At 70.5% G+C, this 23967-nt stretch carries 19 protein-coding genes; 9 read left to right on the top strand and 10 right to left on the bottom strand.

What is annotated here, in order from left to right; genetic code table 11:
• Nucleotides 1–312: 312 nt before the first annotated feature.
• Nucleotides 313–879: a DJ-1/PfpI family protein gene (locus ACIOHP_RS22540; protein WP_266826265.1), complete on the top strand. Its 567-nt coding sequence runs from the start codon at nucleotides 313–315 to the stop codon at nucleotides 877–879.
• 145 nt (nucleotides 880–1024) lie between these two features.
• Here the strand turns inward: ACIOHP_RS22540 and ACIOHP_RS22535 are convergent, their stop codons facing one another.
• Complete coding sequence (locus ACIOHP_RS22535; RefSeq protein ID WP_401890125.1) at nucleotides 1025–1699, bottom strand: HAD family hydrolase; 675 nt, start codon at nucleotides 1697–1699, stop codon at nucleotides 1025–1027.
• Nucleotides 1700–1768: 69 nt separating this feature from the next.
• Nucleotides 1769–2284 (bottom strand): DUF6912 family protein, encoded by a 516-nt coding sequence (locus ACIOHP_RS22530; RefSeq protein ID WP_401890123.1) that lies wholly within the window; start codon nucleotides 2282–2284, stop codon nucleotides 1769–1771.
• Between the two features lie 319 nt (nucleotides 2285–2603).
• Between ACIOHP_RS22530 and ACIOHP_RS22525 the strand changes: the two genes are divergently transcribed.
• The gene (locus ACIOHP_RS22525) at nucleotides 2604–3221 is read left to right on the top strand and encodes an Rv3235 family protein (protein ID WP_401890120.1); all 618 of its coding nucleotides are present in this window, start codon (nucleotides 2604–2606) and stop codon (nucleotides 3219–3221) included.
• Nucleotides 3222–3290: 69 nt separating this feature from the next.
• Here the strand turns inward: ACIOHP_RS22525 and secA are convergent, their stop codons facing one another.
• Entirely contained in the window at nucleotides 3291–6128 is a 2838-nt protein-coding gene (gene secA, locus ACIOHP_RS22520; RefSeq protein WP_361539795.1) for a preprotein translocase subunit SecA, read from the bottom strand.
• A gap of 270 nt (nucleotides 6129–6398) precedes the next feature.
• Here secA and ACIOHP_RS22515 point away from each other — a divergent pair, with 270 nt between their 5' ends.
• Together ACIOHP_RS22515 and ACIOHP_RS22510 are read left to right on the top strand one after the other, a co-directional pair.
• A complete protein-coding gene (locus ACIOHP_RS22515) occupies nucleotides 6399–6992 on the top strand; it encodes a GNAT family N-acetyltransferase (protein WP_401890117.1) in 594 nt (197 codons plus the stop codon).
• A 486-nt stretch (nucleotides 6993–7478) separates the two neighbouring features.
• Nucleotides 7479–8651, top strand: coding sequence for a DNA glycosylase AlkZ-like family protein (locus tag ACIOHP_RS22510; RefSeq protein ID WP_361539801.1), 1173 nt, complete (start codon nucleotides 7479–7481; stop codon nucleotides 8649–8651).
• Between the two features lie 15 nt (nucleotides 8652–8666).
• On the opposite strand, the gene ACIOHP_RS22505 is transcribed toward ACIOHP_RS22510, so the two are convergent.
• From ACIOHP_RS22505 to mtnA, 7 genes are all read right to left on the bottom strand, one after another.
• Nucleotides 8667–9413, bottom strand: a complete 747-nt coding sequence (locus tag ACIOHP_RS22505; RefSeq protein WP_351681154.1) for a response regulator transcription factor — start codon at nucleotides 9411–9413, stop codon at nucleotides 8667–8669.
• Between the two features lie 203 nt (nucleotides 9414–9616).
• Nucleotides 9617–10309 (bottom strand): ribosome hibernation-promoting factor, HPF/YfiA family, encoded by a 693-nt coding sequence (gene hpf, locus ACIOHP_RS22500; RefSeq protein WP_401890114.1) that lies wholly within the window; start codon nucleotides 10307–10309, stop codon nucleotides 9617–9619.
• A 311-nt stretch (nucleotides 10310–10620) separates the two neighbouring features.
• Nucleotides 10621–11334, bottom strand: a complete 714-nt coding sequence (locus tag ACIOHP_RS22495; protein ID WP_401890808.1) for a ComF family protein — start codon at nucleotides 11332–11334, stop codon at nucleotides 10621–10623.
• Nucleotides 11335–12163: 829 nt separating this feature from the next.
• Nucleotides 12164–14005: an LpqB family beta-propeller domain-containing protein gene (locus tag ACIOHP_RS22490; protein WP_401890112.1), complete on the bottom strand. Its 1842-nt coding sequence runs from the start codon at nucleotides 14003–14005 to the stop codon at nucleotides 12164–12166.
• Entirely contained in the window at nucleotides 13995–16040 is a 2046-nt protein-coding gene (mtrB, locus tag ACIOHP_RS22485) for an MtrAB system histidine kinase MtrB (protein ID WP_401890109.1), read from the bottom strand. Before mtrB ends, ACIOHP_RS22490 begins: the two co-directional genes overlap by 11 nt.
• A 1-nt stretch (nucleotide 16041) precedes the next feature.
• Nucleotides 16042–16731: a two-component system response regulator MtrA gene (gene mtrA / locus ACIOHP_RS22480; RefSeq protein WP_199924729.1), complete on the bottom strand. Its 690-nt coding sequence runs from the start codon at nucleotides 16729–16731 to the stop codon at nucleotides 16042–16044.
• Nucleotides 16732–16940: 209 nt separating this feature from the next.
• A complete protein-coding gene (mtnA, locus tag ACIOHP_RS22475) occupies nucleotides 16941–18083 on the bottom strand; it encodes an S-methyl-5-thioribose-1-phosphate isomerase (protein ID WP_401890105.1) in 1143 nt (380 codons plus the stop codon).
• A 140-nt stretch (nucleotides 18084–18223) separates the two neighbouring features.
• On the opposite strand from mtnA, the gene ACIOHP_RS22470 reads away from it, so the two are divergent.
• From ACIOHP_RS22470 to ACIOHP_RS22450, 5 genes are read left to right on the top strand one after another with little or no spacing between them, the layout of a single operon-like run.
• Entirely contained in the window at nucleotides 18224–19552 is a 1329-nt protein-coding gene (locus tag ACIOHP_RS22470) for a hypothetical protein (RefSeq protein WP_401890103.1), read from the top strand.
• A gap of 43 nt (nucleotides 19553–19595) precedes the next feature.
• Nucleotides 19596–20318, top strand: a complete 723-nt coding sequence (locus ACIOHP_RS22465) for a DUF4129 domain-containing protein (protein ID WP_401890806.1) — start codon at nucleotides 19596–19598, stop codon at nucleotides 20316–20318.
• Nucleotides 20315–21505, top strand: coding sequence for a DUF4350 domain-containing protein (locus ACIOHP_RS22460; RefSeq protein WP_401890100.1), 1191 nt, complete (start codon nucleotides 20315–20317; stop codon nucleotides 21503–21505). The genes ACIOHP_RS22465 and ACIOHP_RS22460 overlap by 4 nt, the downstream gene beginning before the upstream one ends.
• Entirely contained in the window at nucleotides 21505–22494 is a 990-nt protein-coding gene (locus ACIOHP_RS22455) for a MoxR family ATPase (RefSeq protein ID WP_361539824.1), read from the top strand. The genes ACIOHP_RS22460 and ACIOHP_RS22455 overlap by 1 nt, the downstream gene beginning before the upstream one ends.
• Entirely contained in the window at nucleotides 22494–23804 is a 1311-nt protein-coding gene (locus tag ACIOHP_RS22450; RefSeq protein WP_361539827.1) for a DUF58 domain-containing protein, read from the top strand. The genes ACIOHP_RS22455 and ACIOHP_RS22450 overlap by 1 nt, the downstream gene beginning before the upstream one ends.
• Nucleotides 23805–23967: the final 163 nt, after the last annotated feature.

Genomic DNA, 23967 nt, shown 5'->3' with positions numbered 1-23967 from the left:
GAGGTGCGTGGCGCCCCGGGGGCCCATGTGCCCCCGCCCCGCCCGCGAAGACCAGCGACCGCCGCCCGGTCACGGATGTCGTCCGTGCTCTCCGGGCGCAGGGCAGGGGCGACGATGCCCCCGCGAACTATCGCGCTGATCACGCCACTAAGGCTATCGCTCCTTACAGGGGGCCCGTCATGAGCCGTATGTGTACAAAACCGGGGGTCGAACTTTGACGTTCTGCACAGGGGCAGGAAGCGGCGCGCCATGCGGTGGGTGTCATTGACCGGCCCCCTTGGCAAGCGCCCGCTTCGGATGCACATTGCCGACATGACAGCCAAAATCCTGATCGTCACCGGCGACGCAGCGGAGTCACTGGAGGTCCTGTACCCCTACCAGCGCCTCCGTGAAGAGGGCTACGACGTCCATATCGCGGCCCCCACCCGCAAGAAGCTCCGGTTCGTGGTCCACGACTTCGAACCCGGCTTCGACACCTACACCGAGAAGCCCGGCTACACCTGGCCCGCCGACCTGGCCTTCGCCGAGGTCGACCCCGGTCAGTACGCCGCGATCGTGATCCCCGGCGGCCGTGCCCCCGAGTACCTGCGCAACGACCCCGAACTCCGCAAGATCCTCAAGTCCTTCTTCGACGCGGACAAGCCGGTCGCCCAGATCTGCCACGGCCCCCTGCTCACCGCCGCGATCGACGGCCTCCGCGGCCGCCGCGTGACGGCCTATCCCGCCCTGGAACTCGACATGCAGGCGGCCGGCGCCACCTTCCAGGACGCCGAGGCGGTGGTCGACGGCACGCTGGTCTCCGCCCGGGCCTGGCCGGACCACTCCCGCTGGATGCGCGAGTTCCTGACGATCCTGCGGGCGAAGGCGCCGGTGACATGAGGGATGTGCCGGTGAGGTAGTCGTCCGCCTGCGGCTGGGCGGGGGCCGGTCACGCGGTTCCCACCGACCCACGCACCGCCACCGCTCAGCCCTCGCCCCCGCCCCGCCACGTCTCGGCCGGGAACCCGACGAGTCAGCCCCGCCGCTACGCCGCGAGCCGCTCCGCCTCCACCACGGCCTCCGCCAGGGTGTCCACCACAGGCACCCCGACCTCCTCCAGGCTGGCCCGGCTGTGCGAACCCCCCGTGTACAGCACGGCCCGCGCCCCCACATGCCGTGCCGCCACCGCGTCGTCGGCCGCGTCCCCGATCACCACGGTCCGCGCGGGGTCCACTCCCGCCACCCCGGTCAGTGCCGCGAGGTGTCGTGTCATGTGCTCGGCCTTGCTGCCCCCGGAGGGCCCGGTCCGTCCGTCGACGCGTATGAAGTGCGCCTCGATCCCGAACCCCCGGACCAGCGGGAGCAGTTCCTCGTGCCCGTACATGCTGAGGATCGACTGGCTGCGCCCCGCCGACCGCCACCCCGCGAGCAGTTCGGTCGCACCGGCCGTGAGCCCGCAGCCGACCCGATGCTCGGTGTAGTACCGATGGAAGGTCTCGTCCATGACGGCCCACTCGGCGTCGGTCGGCAGCCGCCCCAGCAGCCGCTCGTAGAACTTCGGCACCGGCACGCAGTAGAGCGCCCGGTACCGCTCCATCGTGATCGGCGCGAGTCCCAGCTCGGCGAACGCCGCGTTCGTCGCCCCGATGATCGCGTCATTGTCGTGGAACAGCGTCCCGTTCCAGTCCCACACAATGTGCGCGCTCATGTGCTTCCCCATGTCGAGAAAATGTACCCGGCGCCACTGACAATCAAGTGACGCGCAGGTCACACAGGCACGGCCGGCGCCTCAGTTCCCCAGCCCGACCAGGTTCGGGATCTCCTGCGTGGCGAACCAGAGCAGTTCGTGGTCCCCGGCTCCGTCCACGACGAACTGCGCGTCGTCGTCCCCGCCGTCCGCCGCCACGACCGCCTCCGCGGCCGCGGTCACGTCCGTCTCGGCGTCACTCGCGTCGACGTGCACGGCGGCCGCCTTGCCGAGCGGTACGGCCCGGTCGACCCGTACCTGGCCCAGCGCGGTCGGGTCGAGCCCCCGGTCGGGGTCGGAGACCGCCGCGCCGTCGGGCACGTCGACGGCGACCACGACCCGGCGCCGTACCGCCCCGGGGTCGGCCGCCAGCAGCCGCAGGGAGGCGAGCGCGGCCCGGTTCAGCGCCGCGTACTCCAGCTCCTCGATGTCGTCGGAGAGGTACCACTCGCGCAACGCGGGCGTCACGGCGTAGGCGACGAGCGGTCCGGACCCCAGCTCGCCCGTCTTGTACGCCTCGGCGAGACCGGAGAGGGTCAGGGGGACGTAGACGCGCATGGGCTGCCGCTTTCGTGGTCGGGGGGCGGGTCGGAGTGCTCCGCAGGTGCCTCGGTGAGGGCCTTCAGGATACGTGCGGGCGTCCCCTTTCGAGTCCCTGCCTCCACGTCCGCGGGCGTCCACCCCGGTCCGGGAATTCACCTGGTGCGCCCCCGCGGTCACGGCCTTCGGCCCGTCTCGATCACTCGGATAAGTGAACGTTCCGGCCGCTCGCCCGGGCCCTCGGCTTCCTTGCCGCGGCCACCCGCGGCCCCGTACAAGATCCCCAACGCAAAAGTTACCGCCCGGTACAACTCCGGGCCCACCGAACGGGGACCCCATGAACAAGGTCATGACCAGGGCACAGAACCGTCCGGGCACCCGCCCCCCGGGCCGCCGTGACGCACGCCGCCCGGGCACCACCCCGCCCCGCACCCCGACCGGCGGCACGCTCCGCACGACCGCGGGCGACGGCCGCCCGCCGGGCTCACGGACCGGCAACGGCCCGCACACCTCCCCCGCCGACAACCGCCCGCCGACGACTCGCTCAGAGGCCCGCGAAGTGCCCCTCGGCGCCCCTGTCGTCCCCTCCCGGACGCCCCGCGGGCCCGTCCCCCAGCCTCGCCCCACCGACCTCTTCGCCGACCTCCTCCTGGCGGTCCTCAGCGGCCAGCGCCCCGTCCACTCGATGCTCCGGCACACCATCGGCCAGGCCTACGACGAACTCGCCGTGCTCGCCGAACGCGGCCCCCTGCGCACCCACGGCACCCGACCCGTCGTCCGCGACATCGGCTACTACGTCCCCCGCGACGGCGCGGTCGAGGCCTTCGCCCGCATCGGCGCCGGCGACCAGCTCCGCGCCATGGCCTTCCGCCTGGAACAGGGCCGGGACCGCCGCTGGCGCTGCGCGGCGGTGGAACTGGGCGGCCCCAAGGGCAGCCGCACGGACGACGCCTGACACCACCCCCGCCGAACGCCGAAGGGCCGGGCCACCCCAGGTGACCCGGCCCTTCACACCGCTACAGCGTCACTTCTTGCGGCGCCGCCCACGCGACTGCTTGCGCCGCTCCGCGCGGGTCAGACCATCCGCCTCGGACCGCACCGGCTCTTCGTCGTCGGCGAACTCACCCTCGACGACACCGCCCTCGCCGTCCACGGTCGGCGCGGAGAAGTGCAGATCCCGGCGCTGCGGAGCGTCGAGCCCCTTCGCGCGGATCTCCGGACGCGCACCCGCCTGCGCCGGCACCGAGTCCTGCTTGTCGAGCGACGGCTTGTCGTCCTGGACCGGGACCTCCTCGACCTGCTGCTCGACCTGGACCTCCAGGTTGAACAGGTAGCCGACGGACTCCTCCTTGATGCCCTCCATCATGGCGGTGAACATGTCGAAGCCCTCGCGCTGGTACTCGACCAGCGGGTCCTTCTGCGCCATCGCGCGCAGGCCGATGCCCTCCTGGAGGTAGTCCATCTCGTAGAGGTGCTCGCGCCACTTGCGGTCCAGGACCGACAGCACGACCCGGCGCTCCAGCTCACGCATGATCTCGGAGCCGAGCTGCGCCTCGCGCCCCTCGTACTGCTCGTGGATGTCGTCCTTGATGGACTCGGAGATGAAGTCGGCGGTCAGTCCGGCACGGTCGCCGGCCGCGTCCTCCAGCTCCTCGACGGTGATCTTCACCGGGTAGAGCTGCTTGAACGCGCCCCACAGCCGGTCGAGGTCCCAGTCCTCCGCGAAGCCCTCGGCGGTCTCCGCCGCGATGTACGCGTCGATCGTGTCGTCCATGAAGTGCACGACCTGCTCCTGCAGGTCCTCGCCCTCCAGGACGCGGCGCCGCTCGCCGTAGATGACCTCGCGCTGGCGGTTGAGGACCTCGTCGTACTTCAGGACGTTCTTACGCGTCTCGAAGTTCTGCTGCTCGACCTGCGACTGGGCGGACGCGATCGCGCGCGTGACCATCTTGTTCTCGATCGGCACATCGTCCGGGACGTTCGCCATCGACATCACGCGCTCGACCATCTGGGCCTTGAACAGACGCATCAGGTCGTCGCCGAGCGACAGGTAGAAGCGGGACTCACCCGGGTCACCCTGACGGCCGGAACGACCGCGCAGCTGGTTGTCGATACGACGCGATTCGTGCCGCTCGGTGCCGAGGACGTAGAGCCCGCCGAGGTCCTTGACCTCTTCGAACTCCGCCTTGACGGCCTGCTCGGCACGCTCCAGGGCGGCGGGCAGGGCCTGCGCCCACTCCTCGATGTGCTCCTCGGGGTCGAGGCCGCGCTGGCGCAGCTCCGCCTCGGCGAGGTCCTCGGGGTTGCCGCCGAGCTTGATGTCGGTACCGCGGCCGGCCATGTTGGTGGCCACGGTCACGGCGCCCTTGCGGCCGGCCTGGGCGACGATCGTCGCCTCCCGGTCGTGCTGCTTGGCGTTCAGCACCTCGTGCTGGACTCCGCGCTTGCTGAGCTGCTGCGAGAGGTACTCGGACTTCTCGACCGACGTCGTACCGACGAGGATCGGCTGGCCCTTCTCGTGCTTCTCGACGATGTCGTCGACGACCGCCTCGAACTTCGCGACCTCGGTGCGGTAGATCAGGTCCGACTGGTCCTTGCGGACCATGGGCCGGTTGGTCGGGATCGGGACGACGCCGAGCTTGTAGATCTGGTGGAACTCGGCGGCCTCGGTCATCGCCGTACCGGTCATGCCGCAGAGGCCGGGCTGTTCCTTGCCGTTGTGGTCGTGGCGCTTGTAGAGGCGGAAGAAGTTCTGGAGGGTGATCGTGGCGAGTGTCTGGTTCTCGTCCTTGATGTCCACCCCTTCCTTCGCCTCGATCGCCTGGTGCATGCCCTCGTTGTAGCGGCGGCCGGCGAGGATACGGCCGGTGTGCTCGTCGACGATCATGACTTCGCCGTCCATGACGACGTAGTCCTTGTCCTTCTTGAAGAGCTCCTTCGCCTTGATGGCGTTGTTCAGGTAGCCCACCAGAGGGGTGTTCACCGACTCGTAGAGGTTGTCGATGCCCAGCCAGTCCTCGACCTTGGCGACACCGGACTCGTGGATGGCGACCGTGCGCTTCTTCTCGTCGACCTCGTAGTCGCCGGTCTCCTCGATGCCCTTGAGCTGGTTGCCGGCCTCGCCCTTCTTCAGGCGGGTGACCAGCTTGGCGAAGTCGCCGTACCACTTGGTGGCCTGGTCGGCCGGACCGGAGATGATCAGCGGCGTACGGGCCTCGTCGACCAGGATGGAGTCGACCTCGTCGACGATCGCGAAGTTGTGGCCGCGCTGGACGAGCTCGTCCTTGGACCACGCCATGTTGTCGCGCAGGTAGTCGAAGCCGAACTCGTTGTTCGTGCCGTACGTGATGTCGCACGCGTACTGCTCACGGCGCTGGGCGGGCGTCATGTTGGCGAGGATGCAACCGACGTTCAGGCCCAGGAACTTGTGGACGCGGCCCATCATCTCGGAGTCGCGCTCGGCCAGGTAGTCGTTGACCGTGATGAGGTGGACGCCCTTGCCGGACAGCGCGTTCAGATACGCGGGCAGGGTGCCGACGAGGGTCTTGCCCTCGCCGGTCTTCATCTCGGCCACGTAGCCGAGGTGGAGGGCGGCGCCGCCCATGATCTGCACGTCGTAATGACGCTGGCCGAGCGCGCGCTTGGCGCCCTCGCGCACGGTGGCGAACGCCTCGGGCAGCAGGTCGTCCAGCGTCTCACCATCGATGTACCGCTGCTTGTACTCATCGGTGAGGGCCCGCAGCTCGGCGTCGGAGAGGTCGACGAAGTCCTCTTCGATGGAGTTGACCTGGTCCGCGATGCGGTGCAGCTTGCGCAGGATCTTGCCTTCGCCTGCACGCATGATCTTCGAGAGGACGGACACGGGGGTAAGTCTCCTTGCCGGTCGGGCCTGGGACGGTCGGTTTCCATTTGACTTGACTGAGCAACGGCCATCGTATGCGAGGACCCGGCCACGCCGGGAGCCTGCCGAGGACGCCGACCGTCCGCTGCTTCAAATCTCCGTCAAAGGCAACAACGGACGGAGGTTGCGGATGGTGCCGCGTTCCCCCGACGATTTGCGCGAACTGTGATCACCCGCTCACACAGAGCAAAAGGATGGCGTCCGCGCCCGAATTCCGAGCAGAATCGGCCGATGGAACCTGTCACGCTCACCACCGGCCGCCTGGTTCTGCGCACCGTCGGTCCCGACGACACCGACGCCGTGCACGCCGCCGCCCAGGACCCCGAGATGCAGCGCTGGCTCTCCCAGCTCCCCTCGCCCTACCTCCACGAGCACGCGCAGGCCTTCACGGAACAGTTCGCCCCCGACGGCTGGGCCAACGACTCCATGTTCACCTTCGGCGTCTTTCTCCCCACCGGCGAACTCGTCGGCATGCTCAGCATCACCATGCGCTCCCTCGGCGTCGCCGAGATCGGTTTCTGGGCCACGAAGGAACACCGCGGCAACGGCTACATCACCGAGGCCACCACCACGACCGCCCGCTGGGCCTTCACAGCCCTCTCCATCGACCGCATCGAATGGCGCGCGGAAGTAGGCAACACCCCCTCCCGAGCGGTGGCGGAACACACCGGCTTCACCCTCGAAGGCACCCTCCGCTCCGCGCTCAACAACAGGGGCGTACGACGGGACTGCTGGGTCGGCTCCCTATTGCCCTCGGACCTGGGCCTCCCCTCAACATCCCCCTACCTCCCGGCACGACCACACCCCAACGCACCCACCCCCTGACCCCCACCGCACGAGGCCGACCCCCGCCCCGACCGTATGGAGTCGAGGCTCACCACCCTGGCCCCGCCACGGACTCCACCCCTCCACCACCAACCTCAGCCCGCCCGTACGGAGCCGAGGCCTTGCCATCCCGCCCCCCACCCCGCCATGGACTCCACTCCTCCACCACCAACCCCAGTCCGCCCGTACGCGGCCGAGGCCTTGCCACCCCGACCCCCCACCCACCCCGCCGCTGACTCCGCCTCTCCATCGCCGGCCCGCTGCTCCCAGCCCGTCCGGCGTCTGAGGACAAGGCCCTTAGGGGCCGACGGGGGTCTGGGGGCGCAGCCCCCAGGAGCCGGGGTCGAAGGGGCGGAGCCCCTGGAGGATGGGACGGGTAGGGGCGGCGGGGGCGAAAAACCCCGACGCCACCCCAACACAGCGCACCACCCGAAGAACCCCCAGGTCATCCCCCGCTGTCAGTCCCACCTCCTATCGTGCGGAAGCATGACGACCCCGCGCCCCACCGCAGCGCTCTCCGCAGACGAGGCCCGCCGCATCGCCCTCCACGCCCAGGGCTTCCTCGGCACCCCCAACCGCAAGGCCGGCGTCCGCGGCACCCTCCGCCACCTCGGCGCGGTCCAACTCGACACCATCTCGGTCCTGGCCCGCTCCCACGAACTCATCCCGTACGCCCGCCTGGGAGCCGTGGGCCGCAAAACGGTCGAGGACGCCTATTGGACGGACACACACGCCTTCGAGTACTGGTCCCACGCCGCCTGCATCCTCCCCATCGAGGAATGGCCCCACTTCGCCTTCCGCCGCCGCGCCTACCGCAACCGCCCGCACTGGAACCACACCCTCCCGGACGGCACGTACGACCAGGTCATCAAGCAACTCCGCTCCGAAGGCCCCCTCACCGCCACGGAGTTGGGCGGCGCGAAGAAGACCAGCGAGTGGTGGGACTGGTCCGGCACCAAGGTCGCCGTGGAGCGCGCGCTGATGTACGGCGAGGTGGTCTGCGTGGAGCGCCGCGGCTGGAAGCGCGTGTACGACCTGGCAGAACGCGCCGTCCCCAAGGCCCTGCTGCACGACGACCTGGACGACACCGAGTGCCTGCGCACCCTCGTCCGCCTCGCCGGCCAGTCCCTCGGCGTCGGCACCCGCGCGGACATCGCCGACTACCACCGCCTCAAGGGCGATCAGGTCGACGCGGTGATCGACGACTCGGGCCTGGTCCCGGTCACGGTCGAGGGCTGGTCCAAGCCGGCCTGGGCGGACCCCGCGGCCCTGGAGACACCCCCGCGCGGCCGCCACCGTACGACCCTCCTGTCGCCCTTCGACTCCCTGATCTGGGAACGCGCGCGCACGGAGCGGATCTTCGGCTTCACCCACCGCCTGGAGGCCTACGTCCCCAAGCCGAAGCGGGTGTACGGCTACTTCGCGATGCCGGTCCTGGCCGGCGGCCGTCTCGTCGGCCGCGTCGACCCGGCACGCGAGGGCCGCACCCTGGTCGCCAGGCAGGTCACCCTGGACGGCCCGAAGGCGGTCCCGGCGGTGGCCCAGGCGCTGGTCGAGGCGGCGAGCTGGGTGGACTGCACGGACGTACGCGTCGAAAGAGTGGACGCGCCGGACCTCCGCGAGCCCCTGACCCGTGAACTCACCCGAGCACTGGCTTGACGGAACCGCCGGACCTCAGCGGATCTCGAGGATCTTCTCCCGCATCGCATAGACGACGGCCTCCATCCTGGAGTGCAGCTGCAGCTTCTCCAGGATGTTGCGCACATGGTTCTTCACGGTGTTCTCGGAGATGAACAACTCCTTGGCGATATCGCGGTTGTTCATACCGGTGGCGACGAGTTTGAGAACCTCCAGCTCCCGGTCCGTCAGCCGCGGCGCGGGCACAAGTCGGCGTTCATCCGTCCGCTGGATCATCGATTTGAACTCGGTGAGCAGTTTCGACGCCATGGACGGGCTGATCTGCGACTGCCCGTCGGCCACCGCGCGAATGGCGGTGGCCACCTCGTCCGTGGAGATCTCCTTGAGGAGATAACCGGTCGCGCCGGCCTTGATCGCCTCGTAGAGGTCTGCTTCCTCGTCACTGATCGTCAACATGATGATCTTGGCGCTGGGTGCCACCTCCTTGATGGAGGTGCACGCCTCGATACCGCCCCGCTTGGGCATCCGTACGTCCATCAGGACGATGTCGGGCAGCAGATCGGCGGCCTTGTCGACCGCCTCTGCGCCGTCGCCCGCCTCGCCCACGACCTGGATGTCCTCCTCGGCCGCGAGCACGATCTCGAGTCCCCGTCGGAAGAGGGCATGGTCGTCGACGACCAGGACACGGATGGGCTCCTTGCGTGGTGAGCCCGCGTCCGATCCCATGCCGACCACGCCGTCGCCGGCGCCCTCGGCATGCATCGGTCCGAAGCTGTCCGCCATCGTTCCTCCCCCTGAAGGCTGTGGCTGGTCATGTGCCATCGCCAACCCAAGGCAACGGCCCACCGATTGGGCCGATGCGGCCATGATTTCATGCCCGGACGACACTGCGGTGACAGAGCCGGGCGCGAAGTGGTCGCACACCGGTGCCCCTGGGGGCGCACACGCGCTCCAGGGGCACCGCTCAGCCGCCAGCCGGGCGTGTGTCAGCCACCCAGCGTGCCTCCGGCCGCGGGAGGCTGCGCCTGGGCGACCATGGGGTCCGTGCTGAGGTGGATGACGCCGTAGTCGTAGGCGTGCCGCCGGTAGACGACACTCGGTTCCTTGGTCTCGGAGTCGACGAACAGGTAGAAGTCGTGCCCGACCAGCTCCATCTCGTAAAGAGCCTGGTCAAGGGTCATCGGAGAGGCGACGTGGGTCTTCTCGCGGACGATGAGGGGGCCTTCGCCCTTCACTTCCAGCGAGCCGATCTTCTTGGTGGGTACGCCGTCCGGCTCCTGCTCGTGGACCGGGTTGCCGTTCCCGTTGAGCGTCGCCGCGCCCGGGACGTGGTCGGGAACCTCGGCCGCCGTGAGCCGGCGTGAGCCGCGACGGGAGTAACGCTTGTCGTGCTGCTTGCGCAGCCGGGCGTCGAGCTTTTCCGCCGCCAGGTCGAGCGCCGCGTACGGATCACTTGCTGCCGCCTCCGCCCGGATCACCGGACCGCGGGAGCGGAGCGTGATCTCCACTCGGTCACAGCGGTCGGCCTGTCGGGGGTTCGGCTCCTTGGACACCTCGACGTCGAGGCTGATCACCTTGCCGTCGAGCTTCTGGATCTTCTCCAGCTTCAGCTTCTCGGCCACGTGCTTGCGGAACCGCTCGGGCACCTCGGTCTTGCGGCCCTTGACGACGATGTCCACGCAGAACTCCGTTCCCGGATCACTCCGCGCCACTGGCGGAGCATCTCCCTTTTGCACCAGGTCCCGGTGAGCCCCGGAACCTCGGACTCGGTGACGTCCACCTCCTCCCCCGTGGGCAAGATCTCCACTCCACCGGGACGGGTGATTGTGAAAAACCCGCGGCACGGCAATCGGATATGAGAGGTGTGGCCTGGGCCTTTCCTCACAACCGAACATATCTCGCCCGGACGGATGTCGTCACCCTCTACCGCGGCGTACCTCCGTTCAGGTGAATTGGCCCTCTTATTACCTGCAACGATGCAACTTCGCAGTCAGTTCCGGTTTATTTCGAACGAACTTGGCGACGCCGCGACCACAGCCGCGCAGATCACGTCACCGGCACGGTAGGTCTGCACCATTCGGGGCCCACCGCCCATGTCTGCCTCCGCTGATCGATTTCTCCGTCCCCCTGTGCCTTCCCGAGCAGCCGTGTCGTACACAGCTGTTCCGGTTGAGCCGTACGCGACCGAGCCACTCCCACGCCCCCGCGCGACCACCTCCGCAGCCACAGCCGTCGCCGCCCGCACGGCACGCGCCGCCTCCGTCAGGGACGCACCCGTCGTCATCAGGTCGTCGACGAGCACGACCGGACCGTCGAGAAGGAGTCGCCCACCACCGGGAACGACCTCCAGCGCACCCGCGAGGTTCTCCAGCCGCTCCCGCGAATCGAGCCCCGACTGATCAGCCACGGCACGCCGCTGCCGCAACACACCGACCACCCGCGCCGCCACCCCACCACGCCGCAGCTCCCCCGCCGCCGCAAGCGCGATCCGCCGCGCCGGATCATGCCCCCGAGCCCCCACCACCCGCCGCGCGGAAGGCACCGGAACAAGCAACACGACCCGGCTCCTCGCCCCCGCCCCTCCGCCTGCCGACCCGAACCCGGAACCGTCTCCCGCCCACCGCATCCCGGGCCCCGCAGCCGCCCCGGCAAACCGCGCAACACCACCCACAGACCGCGCCCCGGCACCCGCCAAACCGCCGATACGCCCCGCGCCGGCACTCAAGGAACCTCGACCGCGCGCCCCCACCAGGCCACCCTCGTGCCCCACCAAGGCACCCTCCGCCCCCCAGCCGGGACCCCCCGCAGGATCGCCCGCCCGTTCCTCCGCGCCCTCCGCCGGCCCCCAGCCCTCAGCCCCGGCGACACCTCCGGCCCACCCAGCTCCCACGGGCCCTCGGCCACCACCCCCTGTCAGGCCTCCGAACGCGCCACCGGCCCCCACAGGCCCCTCGCCGGAGCGCCCCGGCCCAATGACACGACGCCCCCGCTCAGCCCCCTCAGAGCCCCACGCAGGCCCCTCAGGGCCCCAGCCAGCCCCCGTCGCCCCCGCACCAGCCCCGGTGACCGCACCACGACCGTCCGCCACACCCTCGGCCCGCGCCTCCCGCAGCCCCGCCCGCACAGCCCCCGCCAGAGCCGCGCCCAGCGGTGCCGCCAAGGTCAGCGCGCCACGTTCCTTGTGCGCCAGCAGCACCGCCCGCACCTCGTCGGCGTACCGCGCGGCCGCGTGCACCGCCGGCAGCCCCGCCGGCTCCGGCTCCGGTCGCACCCGGCACGGCACGGTCCCGCTCAGGGCGGCACGGCACTCCGGACAGAGCACCGTGCGAGCCCTCCCGCAGCCTCCGCACTCGGCCGGCAGCACCAGATCGGTCAGGTCCCGCCACCACCCCCGCATGCCCACCACTGTGCCAACGCCCGCGCCACCCGGCCAGCCCTGTGGACAACCCCCTGTGGACAACTCCCCGCACGGCTCGCGACCCGGTCGGAAACCGCCCACCGCACCGACCGGGCCTCACCGACCCATGCCGCGCCTACCCGGGATAGACCGGCGCCGTCCCGTCCTTCACCACCTGCTGCCACTTCGCCCCGGACAGGAGCCGGACGATGCCGTCCTCCTCCGAGTACGCCATCAACGGCAGTTGCTCGTCCTCGGACGAGGCCAGGACCTTCACACCTGTCAGTGCGGCAGGCGCCGACCCCACCGGAGTGGAGCCGTCGACCTGGACGTACGCCATCTGCTGCACGCCACCGTCCTCGCGTCCCACCACCACGAGCCGGCTGTCCCCGGCCCACGACATGGCGGTGACCTCCACCAACTGCGGTGCCACCGAGCGAGGTTCGACGACCGCGATGGGCTTCTGCCCGCTCGCCTTGTCACCCCGCTCGATCCGCCCGACGTAAAGGGACTTCTTGCTGCCCTTCTCCACGATGAGTGCGATCCGCACTCCGTCGGCGGCCATGCGCACCGCGTCGATGCGTCCGTCGAGCCCCGTGGTGTCGACTTCGATGGGCTCGCCCGCGCCGTTCTTCAGGAGCAGCAGCCGAGGGTGGTCGGGGTCGCGGTCGGCCACCCACAGGTCGCCCTCGCCGTCCCAGCTGGGCGTGGTGAGACGGTCGTTCTGGGTCTTGCCGTCGCTGTGCAGGACCGGCTCGCCGAGCGAGGCCCCCGACACCAGCGACCCGACGTACAGGTCGCTGCCGTCCAGGGACACCCCGGCCGCCTTGAGCTCGTCCCGGGAGACCGCGGCCGACCGCAGCTCCTTCTCCCCCTCACCGAGCGCACCCGGCACCGCCGCGAAGGACTCCGGATTGGTGCTCGCGCTCGCCAGCCTGACCAGGCGGTGCTTGCTGTCGATGAAGTACTGGTAGCCGTCCTTCGCGACCTCGTGCACCACCGCGGTCTCGACGTCGCTCTCGTCGAGGGGGCCGCACAGCTGGGTGCCGTCGGAGCGCTGCAGTTCGACCGAGCTCACCCCCGTGGGGGTCAGGTCCCGCAGCGTGAACAGGAGTTGTGCGGCCATCTCCTGGCACTTCTTCGAACCGACCCGGTCCGCCTTGGCATTCAGCGGCACCGTCAGCCGGTTCTGGTCGTCGGGCGTCAACTGGGTGACGTCCTTCTTCAGCGCCGTACCGGTGGGGAAACTCGACCGGACGACCGGGTTCAGCCAGCGAGAGGGCCCGGCGAGCAGCAGACTCACGGTCTGCGTCATCGGGTCGACCTTCTTGCGCACATAGACGGGGTCGGCGACGGCCACCGGCTGGCCGTCCGACTCGGTCGAGGAGTTCGAGGCGAAGTAGTACCTGTTGACCGACGTGTAGTTGCGCAGGAAGTCCGACTTGCCCATGACCACACCCGGCGGCGAGTCGATGCGCCACTGCTTGGACTTCTTCTCACGCACGAGGTGCAGCGTCTTGTCGTACTGGCCCCCGGCGGGCGAGTACACCTGCTGTCCGTCGACGGTGGCGACCTTCTCGCCGGTCAGCGAGAACACGGCGTCGGACGAGTCCTTCCCGCCGCTCGAAAGCTTCTCGGACGAGTCCGGCCCGTCCGCGAGCACCGTGAGAGACGCCTCGGGCTTCCAGGTGCGCGCGACGTTGGCGGTCAGATACTTTCGCGCCGTCTCGAAATCCGAGTCGTCACTGGTCAGCGCTTCGAGAAAGCCGTCCACGATCTCCGGCGCCTCGGCGTTCTCCCGGGGCGGCTGTGCGTAGACCCGTACCTGCGGGTCCTGCCGTGGCGTGGACTCCACCCCGCGCAGGTCCCCGCTGTCCGGCATCGAGGCGCACCCCGCCAGCAGTACGGCGCCGCAGGCAACCGACACCACCGTGCGCACCGGTCCCCGCCGGCCGCCCCCCACGCGGTCAGCGCCCACGACTTGCCTCCCCTTGCTTGTTCCGGTCCTCAGGACCGACGTTCCGGGCATCCGTGGACGGCGAGTCCGCGACGCCCGTGTCGTCCGCCGGCCTCGCTCCCCCGGTGGGCCGCGGGACCACGCGCGCGCCGTTGCCGGGCAGCGCCGTCGGATCCGCGGTGGGGGCGGCGGACTGCCTCGGCGCGAGGGGCGCCGGATCGCTCGATGTCTGCACCGGCACGGTGGCGCGCTTCTCCCCGTCCCCCGCACGCGGCAAGCCGGCGTCATTGAGTCCACGATTGCGGCGCGAGTCCTTGGGCTCCAGCGGTATCGGCGAGCCCCGCAGCGGCTCGTCCGCCGTCCTGGGCAGCGTCAGCCGGAACTGCGAGCCACCACCCGGCTCGCCCCACGCCTGCAGCCAGCCGCCGTGCAGCCGCGCGTCCTCCAGGGCGATGGACAACCCCAGACCCGTACCACCGGTGGTACGCGCGCGTGCCGGGTCGGCCCGCCAGAAGCGGCTGAAGACCCGGGTCGCCTCACCGGGCTTGAGCCCTACGCCGTAGTCGCGCACCGCGACCGCCACCGCCCCGCCCGCCGAGGCCAGCTTGACCACGACGTCCTTGCCCTCGCCGTGCTCCACGGCGTTGACGACGAGATTGCGCAGCACCCGCTCCACCCGCCGGGCGTCGGCCTCGGCGACGACGGGCTGCTGGTCGCCCACGAGCCGTATCCGCGTGCTCTTGCGCTCGGCGAGCGGCGCGGCCCCGCTGACGACCCGCTGCACGACCACGCGCAGGTCGATCGGCTCCGCCTCCAGCGCCGCCGCACCCGCGTCGAACCGGCTGATCTCCAGCAGGTCGGCGAGCAGCGACTCGAACCGGTCCAACTGGTCGGCCAGCAGCTCCGCCGACCGCGCGGTCACCGGATCGAAGTCCTCCCGCGCGTCATGGATCACGTCAGCGGCCATACGTACGGTTGTCAGCGGCGTCCGCAGCTCGTGCGACACGTCGGACACGAACCGCCGCTGCATCCGCGACAGGTCCTCCAGCTGCTGGATCTTCAACTGAAGGTTCTGCGCCATCTTGTTGAAGGCCTCACCGAGCCGGGCGATGTCGTCCTCACCGGTGACCTTCATACGTTCCTGCAGACGCCCCGCGGACAGCCGCTCGGCGATCCCGGCCGCCATCCGCACCGGCGTGACGACCTGACGCACCACCAGCCAGGCAATGGCCCCGAGGAGTACGACGACGAAGAGCCCGGCCGTCGCCAGCGTCCCCTTGACCAGGCTCAGCGACTTCTCCTCCTGGGTGAGCGGGAAGAGGTAGTACAGCTGGTACGGCTCGTTGTTCGGGTCGTTGACCTGCTTGCCGATGATCAGCGCGGGCTGCGACTCCTGACCGTTGGTGTACACGATCCGGGTGTAGCTCTGAGCCGGGAGCAGGCTGCTGTCGACGCGGTCCCGCAGGTCCTGGGGCACGCTCGCCGGCGGGAAGACATAGCCGGAGGCACGCGGACCGCGCCCCCCGCTGTCTCCACCCGCAGGCAGCGTGACGACGTCGAAGGCGCCCTGGCCGCCACTGGAGAGGGACTCCACGAGGTCGCCCATCCACTGGCTGACGTTCTGGTTGGCACGCCCGTCCGCGCCCGCGGCGTCCTCGCCGCCCGCGCTCACCGCCGCGTCGGCCTTCTGCTTGGCCACCGAGAAACCGCCCGTGGCCTGGCTCTGCGACGCCTTCACCTTGGCGTCGAGCAGGCCGTTGCGCACCTGTCCGATGACGACGAAGCCGAGCAGCAGCACCACGCCCAGCGACATCAGCAGCGTGGTGACGACGACCTTGAGCTGGATGTTGCGCCGCCACAGCCGCATGACGGGCAGCAGCGGCCGGCGCACCCACCGCATGAACAGCCTCAGGACCGGGCTGCCCTGGACTCCGCCCTGCAGCAGCCCGCCCTCGAAGAAGCGGTCCCAGCGGGAGCCCGACGTCTTCAGACCGACAGGCCGCTCCGCACGGGCCCCGGTCCGCCCGGGCGACGAAGCGGCACTGTCTCCGGACATGTCAGCTGGGTCCTGCCTTGTATCCCACGCCACGAACGGTCACCACGATCTCGGGCCGCTCCGGGTCCTTCTCGACCTTGGAGCGCAGCCGCTGCACATGCACGTTGACCAGACGGGTGTCCGCGGCATGCCGGTAACCCCACACCTGCTCGAGCAGCACCTCACGGGTGAACACCTGCCACGGCTTGCGCGCCAGTGCGACCAGCAGGTCGAACTCCAGCGGCGTCAGCGCGATCGACTGCCCGTCCCGCTTCACGGAGTGACCGGCCACGTCGATGACGAGGTCGCCGATGGAGAGCTGCTCGGGGGCCGGCTCCTCCGACCTCCGCAGCCGCGCCCGGATACGGGCGACGAGCTCCTTCGGCTTGAACGGCTTCACGATGTAATCATCGGCGCCCGACTCCAGGCCCACGACGACATCGACGGTGTCGCTCTTCGCCGTGAGCATCACGATCGGCACCCCGGACTCCGCCCTGATCAGGCGGCACACCTCGATGCCGTCCCGACCGGGCAGCATCAGGTCCAGGAGCACCAGGTCGGGTTTGGTCTCACGGAATGCGGCCAGCGCCTTGTCGCCGTCGGCTACGAAAGACGGCTCAAAACCTTCACCACGCAGCACAATGCCGAGCATCTCGGCCAGTGCGGTGTCGTCGTCGACGACAAGGACTCGTCCCTTCATAAACGCCATCATCCCATTCTCATAACAGTGACAGAGGCGCTGGTGAGCAGGGTCACTGGCCCGTGACGATAGTCGTACCAGGTCGTCACTGTCTGCCCCCGTCCGGCGACGTCGATGTCAGTAACGATGTCAGCTACTACTGACATCGACCCAGCGTAGGCGCACCCTCACACCATGGTCGGCCCTACGGCTTTCGGCCGGGCCTCGCCGCCATGGGACCGCTAGCCGATCGTCACCTCGCGCGACCTGGCGCACAGCTCCTCCAGCGCCTCGGCCGTCACCGGCGAAACGACGCCCTCCTCCGTGACGATCGCCGTGACCAGCTCGGGCGGCGTCACGTCGAACGCCGGGTTGTACGCCTGCGTCCCCAGCGGCGCCACCGGCATCCCGCCCCCCGCTCCCGTCACCGGTACCTGCGGCGCGGCGACCTCCGTCACCTCGAACCCGGGCCGCTGCTCGACCTCGATGGAGGCCCCGTCCGGCGTGTCCGGATCCACTGTCGTCACCGGCGCCACCACGATGAACGGCACATGGTGGTACCGCGCGAGCACCGCGAGCGGATAACTCCCCACCTTGTTCGCCACCGACCCGTCGGCCGCGATCCGGTCCGCCCCGATCAGCACCGCGTCCACCTCACCCGCCGCGAACAGCGACCCTGCCGCGTTGTCGGTGAGCAGGGTGTACGCCATCCCGCTGCGCGCCGCCTCGTACGCCGTCAGACGGGCACCCTGGAGCAGCGGACGCGTCTCGTCCACCCACAGGCGCCTCAGCCGCCCCACCCGATGCGCCGCGAGCGCGACCGCGAACGCCGTCCCCTCGCCACCCGACACCAGCGAACCGGTGTTGCAGTGCGTGAGGATCCGATGCCCACCGCCGGGCAGCAACTCGTCCAGCAGCGCCAGCCCGCGCTCCGCCATCCGTGCACTGGCCTCGGCGTCCTCCCGGTGCAACGCCCGTGCCGCGACCAGCGCCGCGATCGCGGCCTGCCCCGCGTCCCCGCTCTTGGCGAGCGCCGCCCGGTACGCGGACAGCGCCCGTCGCACCCCGACAGAGAGGTTCACCGCGGTGGGCCGGGCACCCGCGAGCCCGGTCGCGGCCTCGTCCACGTCGAAGCCGCGCGCGGCGGCGAGCGCGACGCCGTACGCCCCCGCGATGCCGAGCACGGGGGCCCCGCGCACGGCGAGCGAACGGATCGCCTCCACCAGCGCGGGTGCGTCCGTACAGACCAGCTCGACCTCCTCGGCCGGCAGCCTCGTCTGGTCCAGAAGGACCACGACAGGACCTTCGGGTGGCTCTTCCCAGCGGATCGTCGGTATGTCGGTCGGCCTGCTGTCCTCGCCGGATTGCGCGTACTGATCAGCCATGCGGTCAGTCTGCCCCGTATCCGGCGGACAATTGAAGGTGTGCAGCCGATACCGTGCCCGGTCCCCCGGCGACCACCCCATGGCACGATGGCTGCCAACCTGCCACCGCGACCGCGGACGGGCACCGTGAAGGAGCGACGATGAAAGACACTCCGGGCTGGGCCTCGCCCGGATCTGCCCCGTCCGACGGGCAGGAACCCGGTGCGTCCGGCCCTGCCGAGCCCGCAGACCGTCCCGGCCCCTCGGACCAGCCCGGCACGGACCCGCAGGGCCCCGGCTCGAAGTGGTCCAAGGAGCAGCCGCCACCCGCCCAATGGTCTGCACCGACCGGACCGGCGAACCCCGGCCAGACCCCGCCGCCCCCACCACCCGGCCCCGGCTGGGGCGCCCGTCCCCCGGCCGGCCCCGGCGGTCCCGGTACCGGCCAAGGCGGATACGGCGGTTACGGCGGCTGGGGAAGCGGCTGGGGCGGCCCCCCGCCGGCGGCCAAACCCGGTGTGATCCCGCTGCGCCCGCTCGGCGTGGGCGAGATCCTCGACGGCGCGGTCTCCACCATGCGCACCTACTGGCGCACGGTCCTGGGCATCTCCCTGACCGTCGCGGTCGTCACGCAGATCGTCGTCATCCTCCTCGAGGGCCTGGTCCTCAACGACGCCAGCACCGCGGCTCTCGACGACCCCAGCGCCAGCGTCGACGAACTGACCCGCGCCCTGGGCGACGCCATGCTCAGCACCGGTGTCGTCTTCCTGATCTCGCTGATCGGCACAATCGTGGCGACCGCCCTGCTCACGACGGTCACCAGCCGCGCGGTCCTCGGCAAGTCGGTGACCACCGGCGAGGCCTGGCGCGACGCCCGACCTCAGGTGGCCAAGCTCTTCGGTCTGATCTTCCTGCTGATCCTCATCGCCGTCGCCGTCGTCGCGGTCGGAGCCCTGCCGGGCATCCTCGCCGTCGTCGCGGGAGCCGGCGACGCGGGAGCGGCCCTCATCGTCCTCGGCAGCCTCGCCACCGGCGTCGTCGCCCTGTGGCTGATGGTCCGCTTCTCCCTCGCCTCGCCCGCGCTGATGCTGGAGAAGCAGAGCATCCTCAAGTCGCTGAGCCGCTCCGCGAAGCTGGTCCGCGGCTCCTGGTGGCGCGTCTTCGGCATCCAGCTGCTCGCCACGCTCATCGCCAACATCGTCGCCTCGATCGTCGTCCTCCCCTTCGCCTTCATCGCCTCCGCCCTGGACGGCGAGGGCTTCACCGGCCTCGTGAACAGCGAAAGCGATCTCGGCTGGACGTACCTCATCGTCAGCGGCATCGGCTCGGTGATCGGCGCCATGATCACCTTCCCGATCACCGCGGGCGTCACCGTGCTCCTCTACATCGACCAGCGCATCCGCCGCGAGGCTCTCGACCTCGAACTGTCCCGCGCGGCCGGCATCCAGGACTCCGGCTCCGGCACCCCCGGCCCCACGCCCGGAGGCTGATGCGGTGAGCCTGACGGGGGGAGTTCCGGCATCGCTGCCGGCGATGCCGAGTGCGGTCGTGCGCGCCGGCGACACCTTCGTGCTGTCACTGTCACGCTCCGACGGCGAACCGCCGATCGCCATCCCGCGTGATCCCGCACGCGAGGCGGCGCGACGCGAGCTGTCCAAGCGTCTGTACCACGAGAACGACCCCAGCTGGTTCCAGCGTGCCCTCGACGCCTTCTGGGACTGGGTCGACAAGCTGTTCGGTACAGCCGCGACCGCGACCCCCGGCGGCGCGCTCGGCCTGGTCGTCATCATCCTGGCCGTCCTCGCGGTCCTGGGCGCCCTGTGGTGGCGCCTCGGCACCCCGCGCCGCGAACCCGCCTCCTCCGCCGCCCTGTTCGACGACCGCCCCCGCAGCGCCGCCGAACACCGCGCGACCGCCGAGGCACACGCCGCCCAGGGCCACTGGAACCAGGCCGTCCAGGAACGCATGCGAGCCATCGTCCGCTCCCTGGAGGAACGCGCCCTCCTCGACATCCGCCCCGGCCGCACCGCCGACGAGGCCGCCGCGGAAGCCGCCCGCGCCTTGCCCTCCCGCGCGGACCGGCTGCACACGGCCGCCCGCGACTTCGACGACGTCACATACGGCGGCCGCAGGGCGAGCCGGCAGTCGTACCAGCGCATCGCCGAACTCGACCGCGACCTGGAACGCACCAAGCCCCAACTCGCGAGCAGCACCCACAGCGCGGCCCCCAACACCCGCCAGGGAGCCGCCGAATGACGACCGAGGCCGCCCTCCCGTCCACCTCGGCCTCGCCCACGGCACGCCAGGTATGGACCCGCACGCGAGGCATCGCGCTCGCCCTCGTCGCCCTCCTGGCCGCCGCCGTGACGATCGCCGTGATGCGCTCCGACGCCCGGCACGGCGACCTCGACCCGCGCTCCGCCGACCCCTACGGCAGCCGCGCGGTCGCCGAGCTCCTCGCCGACCGCGGGGTGTCCACCCGCGTGGCCACCACCCTGGAGGAGGCACGCGCCGCCGCCGGCCCGGACACCACCCTTCTGGTCGCCGTCCCCGACCTGCTGACGCACCGTCAACAGACCCGTCTGCACTCCACGACCGCAGAATCCGGCGGCCGCACGGTCCTCGTCGCCCCCGGCAGCGCGTCCGTCGAACGGCTCGCCCCCGACGTCACGGCGGACCCCGCCACCAGCGCCGACTCCACGCTCGAGCCCGACTGCGACCTGCCGGCAGCCCGGCGCGCGGGCGCCGCCGACACCGGCGGCATCCGCTACACCACCACCCACCTCGACGCCGACTCCTGCTACCCCAGCCAGCGCCTGGCCACCCTGCTGCGCGTCCCGACGACAGGAAGCGGCGACACCGTCGTACTCGGCGCGCCCGACATCCTCCGCAACGACCGCCTCGACGAGCAGGGCAACGCCTCCCTGGCCCTCCAACTCCTCGGCTCCCGCCCCCATCTGGTCTGGTACCTCCCCTCGCTCTCCGACGCGTCGGCCGCCGACGACGACGAACGCAGCTTCTTCGACCTGCTCCCCTCGGGCTGGCGCTGGGGCACCCTGCAACTCTTCGTCGCCGCGGCCCTGGCCGCCCTCTGGCGGGCACGCCGACTCGGCCCTCTCGTACCCGAAAGACTCCCCGTGGCGATCCGCGCCTCCGAAACCGTCGAAGGCCGAGCCCGCCTCTACCGCAAGGCCAACGCCCGCGACCGCGCGGCCGCCGCGCTCCGCTCCACCACCCGCACCCGCCTCGCCCCCCTCGTAGGCGTCCCCGTCTCCCAGGCACACGCGCCCGAAGCCCTGCTCCCCGCCCTGTCCGCGCACCTCCACAACGACGGACAGACCCTGCCCACCCTGCTCTTCGGCCCGCCGCCCGGCGACGACGCAGCCCTCGTCTCTCTCGCCGACCAACTCGACGCCCTCGAAAGAGAGGTACGCCGTTCATGATGGCCCCGACCACTGACAACGCCGGGTACACCGGGGACCCGGACGCCGCCCGGGCCTCCCTGGAAGCCCTGCGCGCCGAGATCGCCAAAGCCGTGGTCGGCCAGGACCCCGCCGTGACCGGCCTTGTCGTCGCCCTTCTCTGCCGCGGACACGTGCTACTAGAAGGAGTCCCTGGGGTCGCCAAAACGTTGCTCGTCCGCGCCCTCGCGTCCGCACTCGAACTCGACACCAAGCGCATCCAGTTCACCCCGGACCTCATGCCGAGCGACGTGACGGGCTCTCTCGTCTACGACACCCGATCCGCCGAGTTCTCCTTCCAGCCCGGCCCGGTCTTCACCAACCTCCTCCTCGCGGACGAGATCAACCGCACGCCTCCCAAGACCCAGTCGTCCCTCCTCGAAGCGATGGAGGAACGCCAGGTCACGGTCGACGGCACCCCCCGCCCGCTCCCGGACCCCTTCCTGGTCGCCGCGACCCAGAACCCGGTCGAATACGAGGGCACCTATCCCCTCCCCGAAGCCCAGCTGGACCGTTTCCTCCTCAAACTCACCATCCCCCTCCCCTCTCGCCAGGACGAGATCGACGTCCTCACCCGCCACGCCGAAGGCTTCAACCCCCGCGACCTGCACGCCGCCGGCATCCGCCCGGTAGCAGGCCCCGCAGACCTCGAAGCCGCCCGAGCAGCGGTCGCGAAGACGACCATCTCCCCCGAGATCACGGCCTACGTCGTCGACATCTGCCGCGCCACTCGCGAATCCCCGTCCCTCACCCTCGGCGTATCCCCCCGAGGCGCCACGGCCCTCCTCGCGACCTCCCGCGCCTGGGCCTGGCTGACGGGCCGCGACTACGTCATCCCCGACGACGTGAAGGCCCTCGCGCTCCCCACCCTCCGGCACCGCGTGCAACTCCGCCCGGAGGCCGAAATGGAGGGCGTGACAGCCGACTCCGTCATCCACGCGATCCTCGCCCACGTCCCTGTCCCCCGCTGATGGCACTCACCGGACGCGCCGCACTCGTCGCGGCCCTGGGCTCGATCCCCGTCGGCATCTGGGAACCCGGTCTGACGGGCCTCCTCGCCGTGAACGCCCCCCTGGCCCTGGCCTGCGCCTGCGACTTCGCCCTCGCGGCCCCCGTACGCCGCCTGCGCCTGACCCGCTCCGGCGACACCTCCGTACGCCTGGGAGAGACGGCCGACGTCACCCTGACGGTCACCAACCCGTCCAACCGCCCGCTCCGGGCCCACCTCCGCGACGCCTGGCCCCCCAGCAGCTGGCTCCCCGGCACGGAGACAACGGCCTCCCGCCACCGCCTCACAGTCCCCGCAGGCGAACGCCGCCGCCTCACCACACGCCTACGCCCCACCCGCCGAGGCGACCGCCAGGCCGACCGCGTGACGATCCGCTCTTACGGCCCCCTCGGCCTCTTCAACCGCCAAGGCACCCACAACGCCCCCTGGACGGTCCGCGTCCTGCCCCCGTTCACCAGCCGCAAGCACCTCCCCTCGAAGCTCGCCCGGCTACGCGAACTCGACGGCCGCACCAGCGTGCTCACCCGCGGCGAGGGCACAGAATTCGACAGCCTTCGCGAATACGTCCCCGGCGACGACACCCGCTCCATCGACTGGCGCGCCACGGCCCGCCAGTCCGCAGTCGCCGTACGCACCTGGCGCCCCGAACGCGACCGCCACATCCTCGTCGTCCTCGACACCGGCAGAACGTCAGCCGGCCGGGTGGACGACGCCCCCCGCCTCGACGCCTCCATGGACGCGGCACTACTACTGGCAGCACTCGCCTCCCGCGCCGGCGACCGCGTCGACCTCCTCGCCTACGACCGCCGACTACGCGCCCTGGTCCAGGGCCGCACGGCAAGCGACGTCCTACCGTCCCTGGTCAACGCAATGGCGACACTCGAACCGGAACTCGTCGAAACAGACGCACGCGGTCTTACGGCCACTGCGCTCAGGACGGCTCCACGCCGCTCCCTGATCGTGCTGCTGACAACTCTCGACGCCGCCCCGGTCGAAGAAGGACTGCTTCCCGTCCTCTCGCAGCTCACCCAGCGCCACACCGTCCTCGTGGCGTCCGTGGCCGACCCTCATGTCTCCCGCATGGCCAAGGCGCGCGGAAACACCGACGCCGTCTACGAGGCCGCATCAGCCGCACAAGCACAGAGTGAACGTCATCGCACCGCGGAACAGCTCCGACGCCACGGTGTCACCGTCGTCGACGCAACACCGGATGAGCTGGCGCCGGCACTGGCGGATGCGTATCTGGCTCTCAAGACGGCTGGACGTCTGTAATTCAGCGCTCCGAAAGAACATTGGAAAGAAAAGAAAGGGCTTGAAATAGAAAAAGGCCCACGCCTGATGGCGTGGGCCTTTTCTAAAATTTGTTCGGCGGTGTCCTACTCTCCCACAGGGTCCCCCCTGCAGTACCATCGGCGCTGTAAGGCTTAGCTTCCGG

Source organism: Streptomyces sp. NPDC087859, assembly GCF_044742595.1.
Classification (GTDB): Bacteria; Actinomycetota; Actinomycetes; order Streptomycetales; family Streptomycetaceae; genus Streptomyces; species Streptomyces canus_F.
The sequence above is the reverse complement of the archived record's forward strand: the minus strand, read 5'-3'. Positions and strand labels throughout refer to the sequence as shown.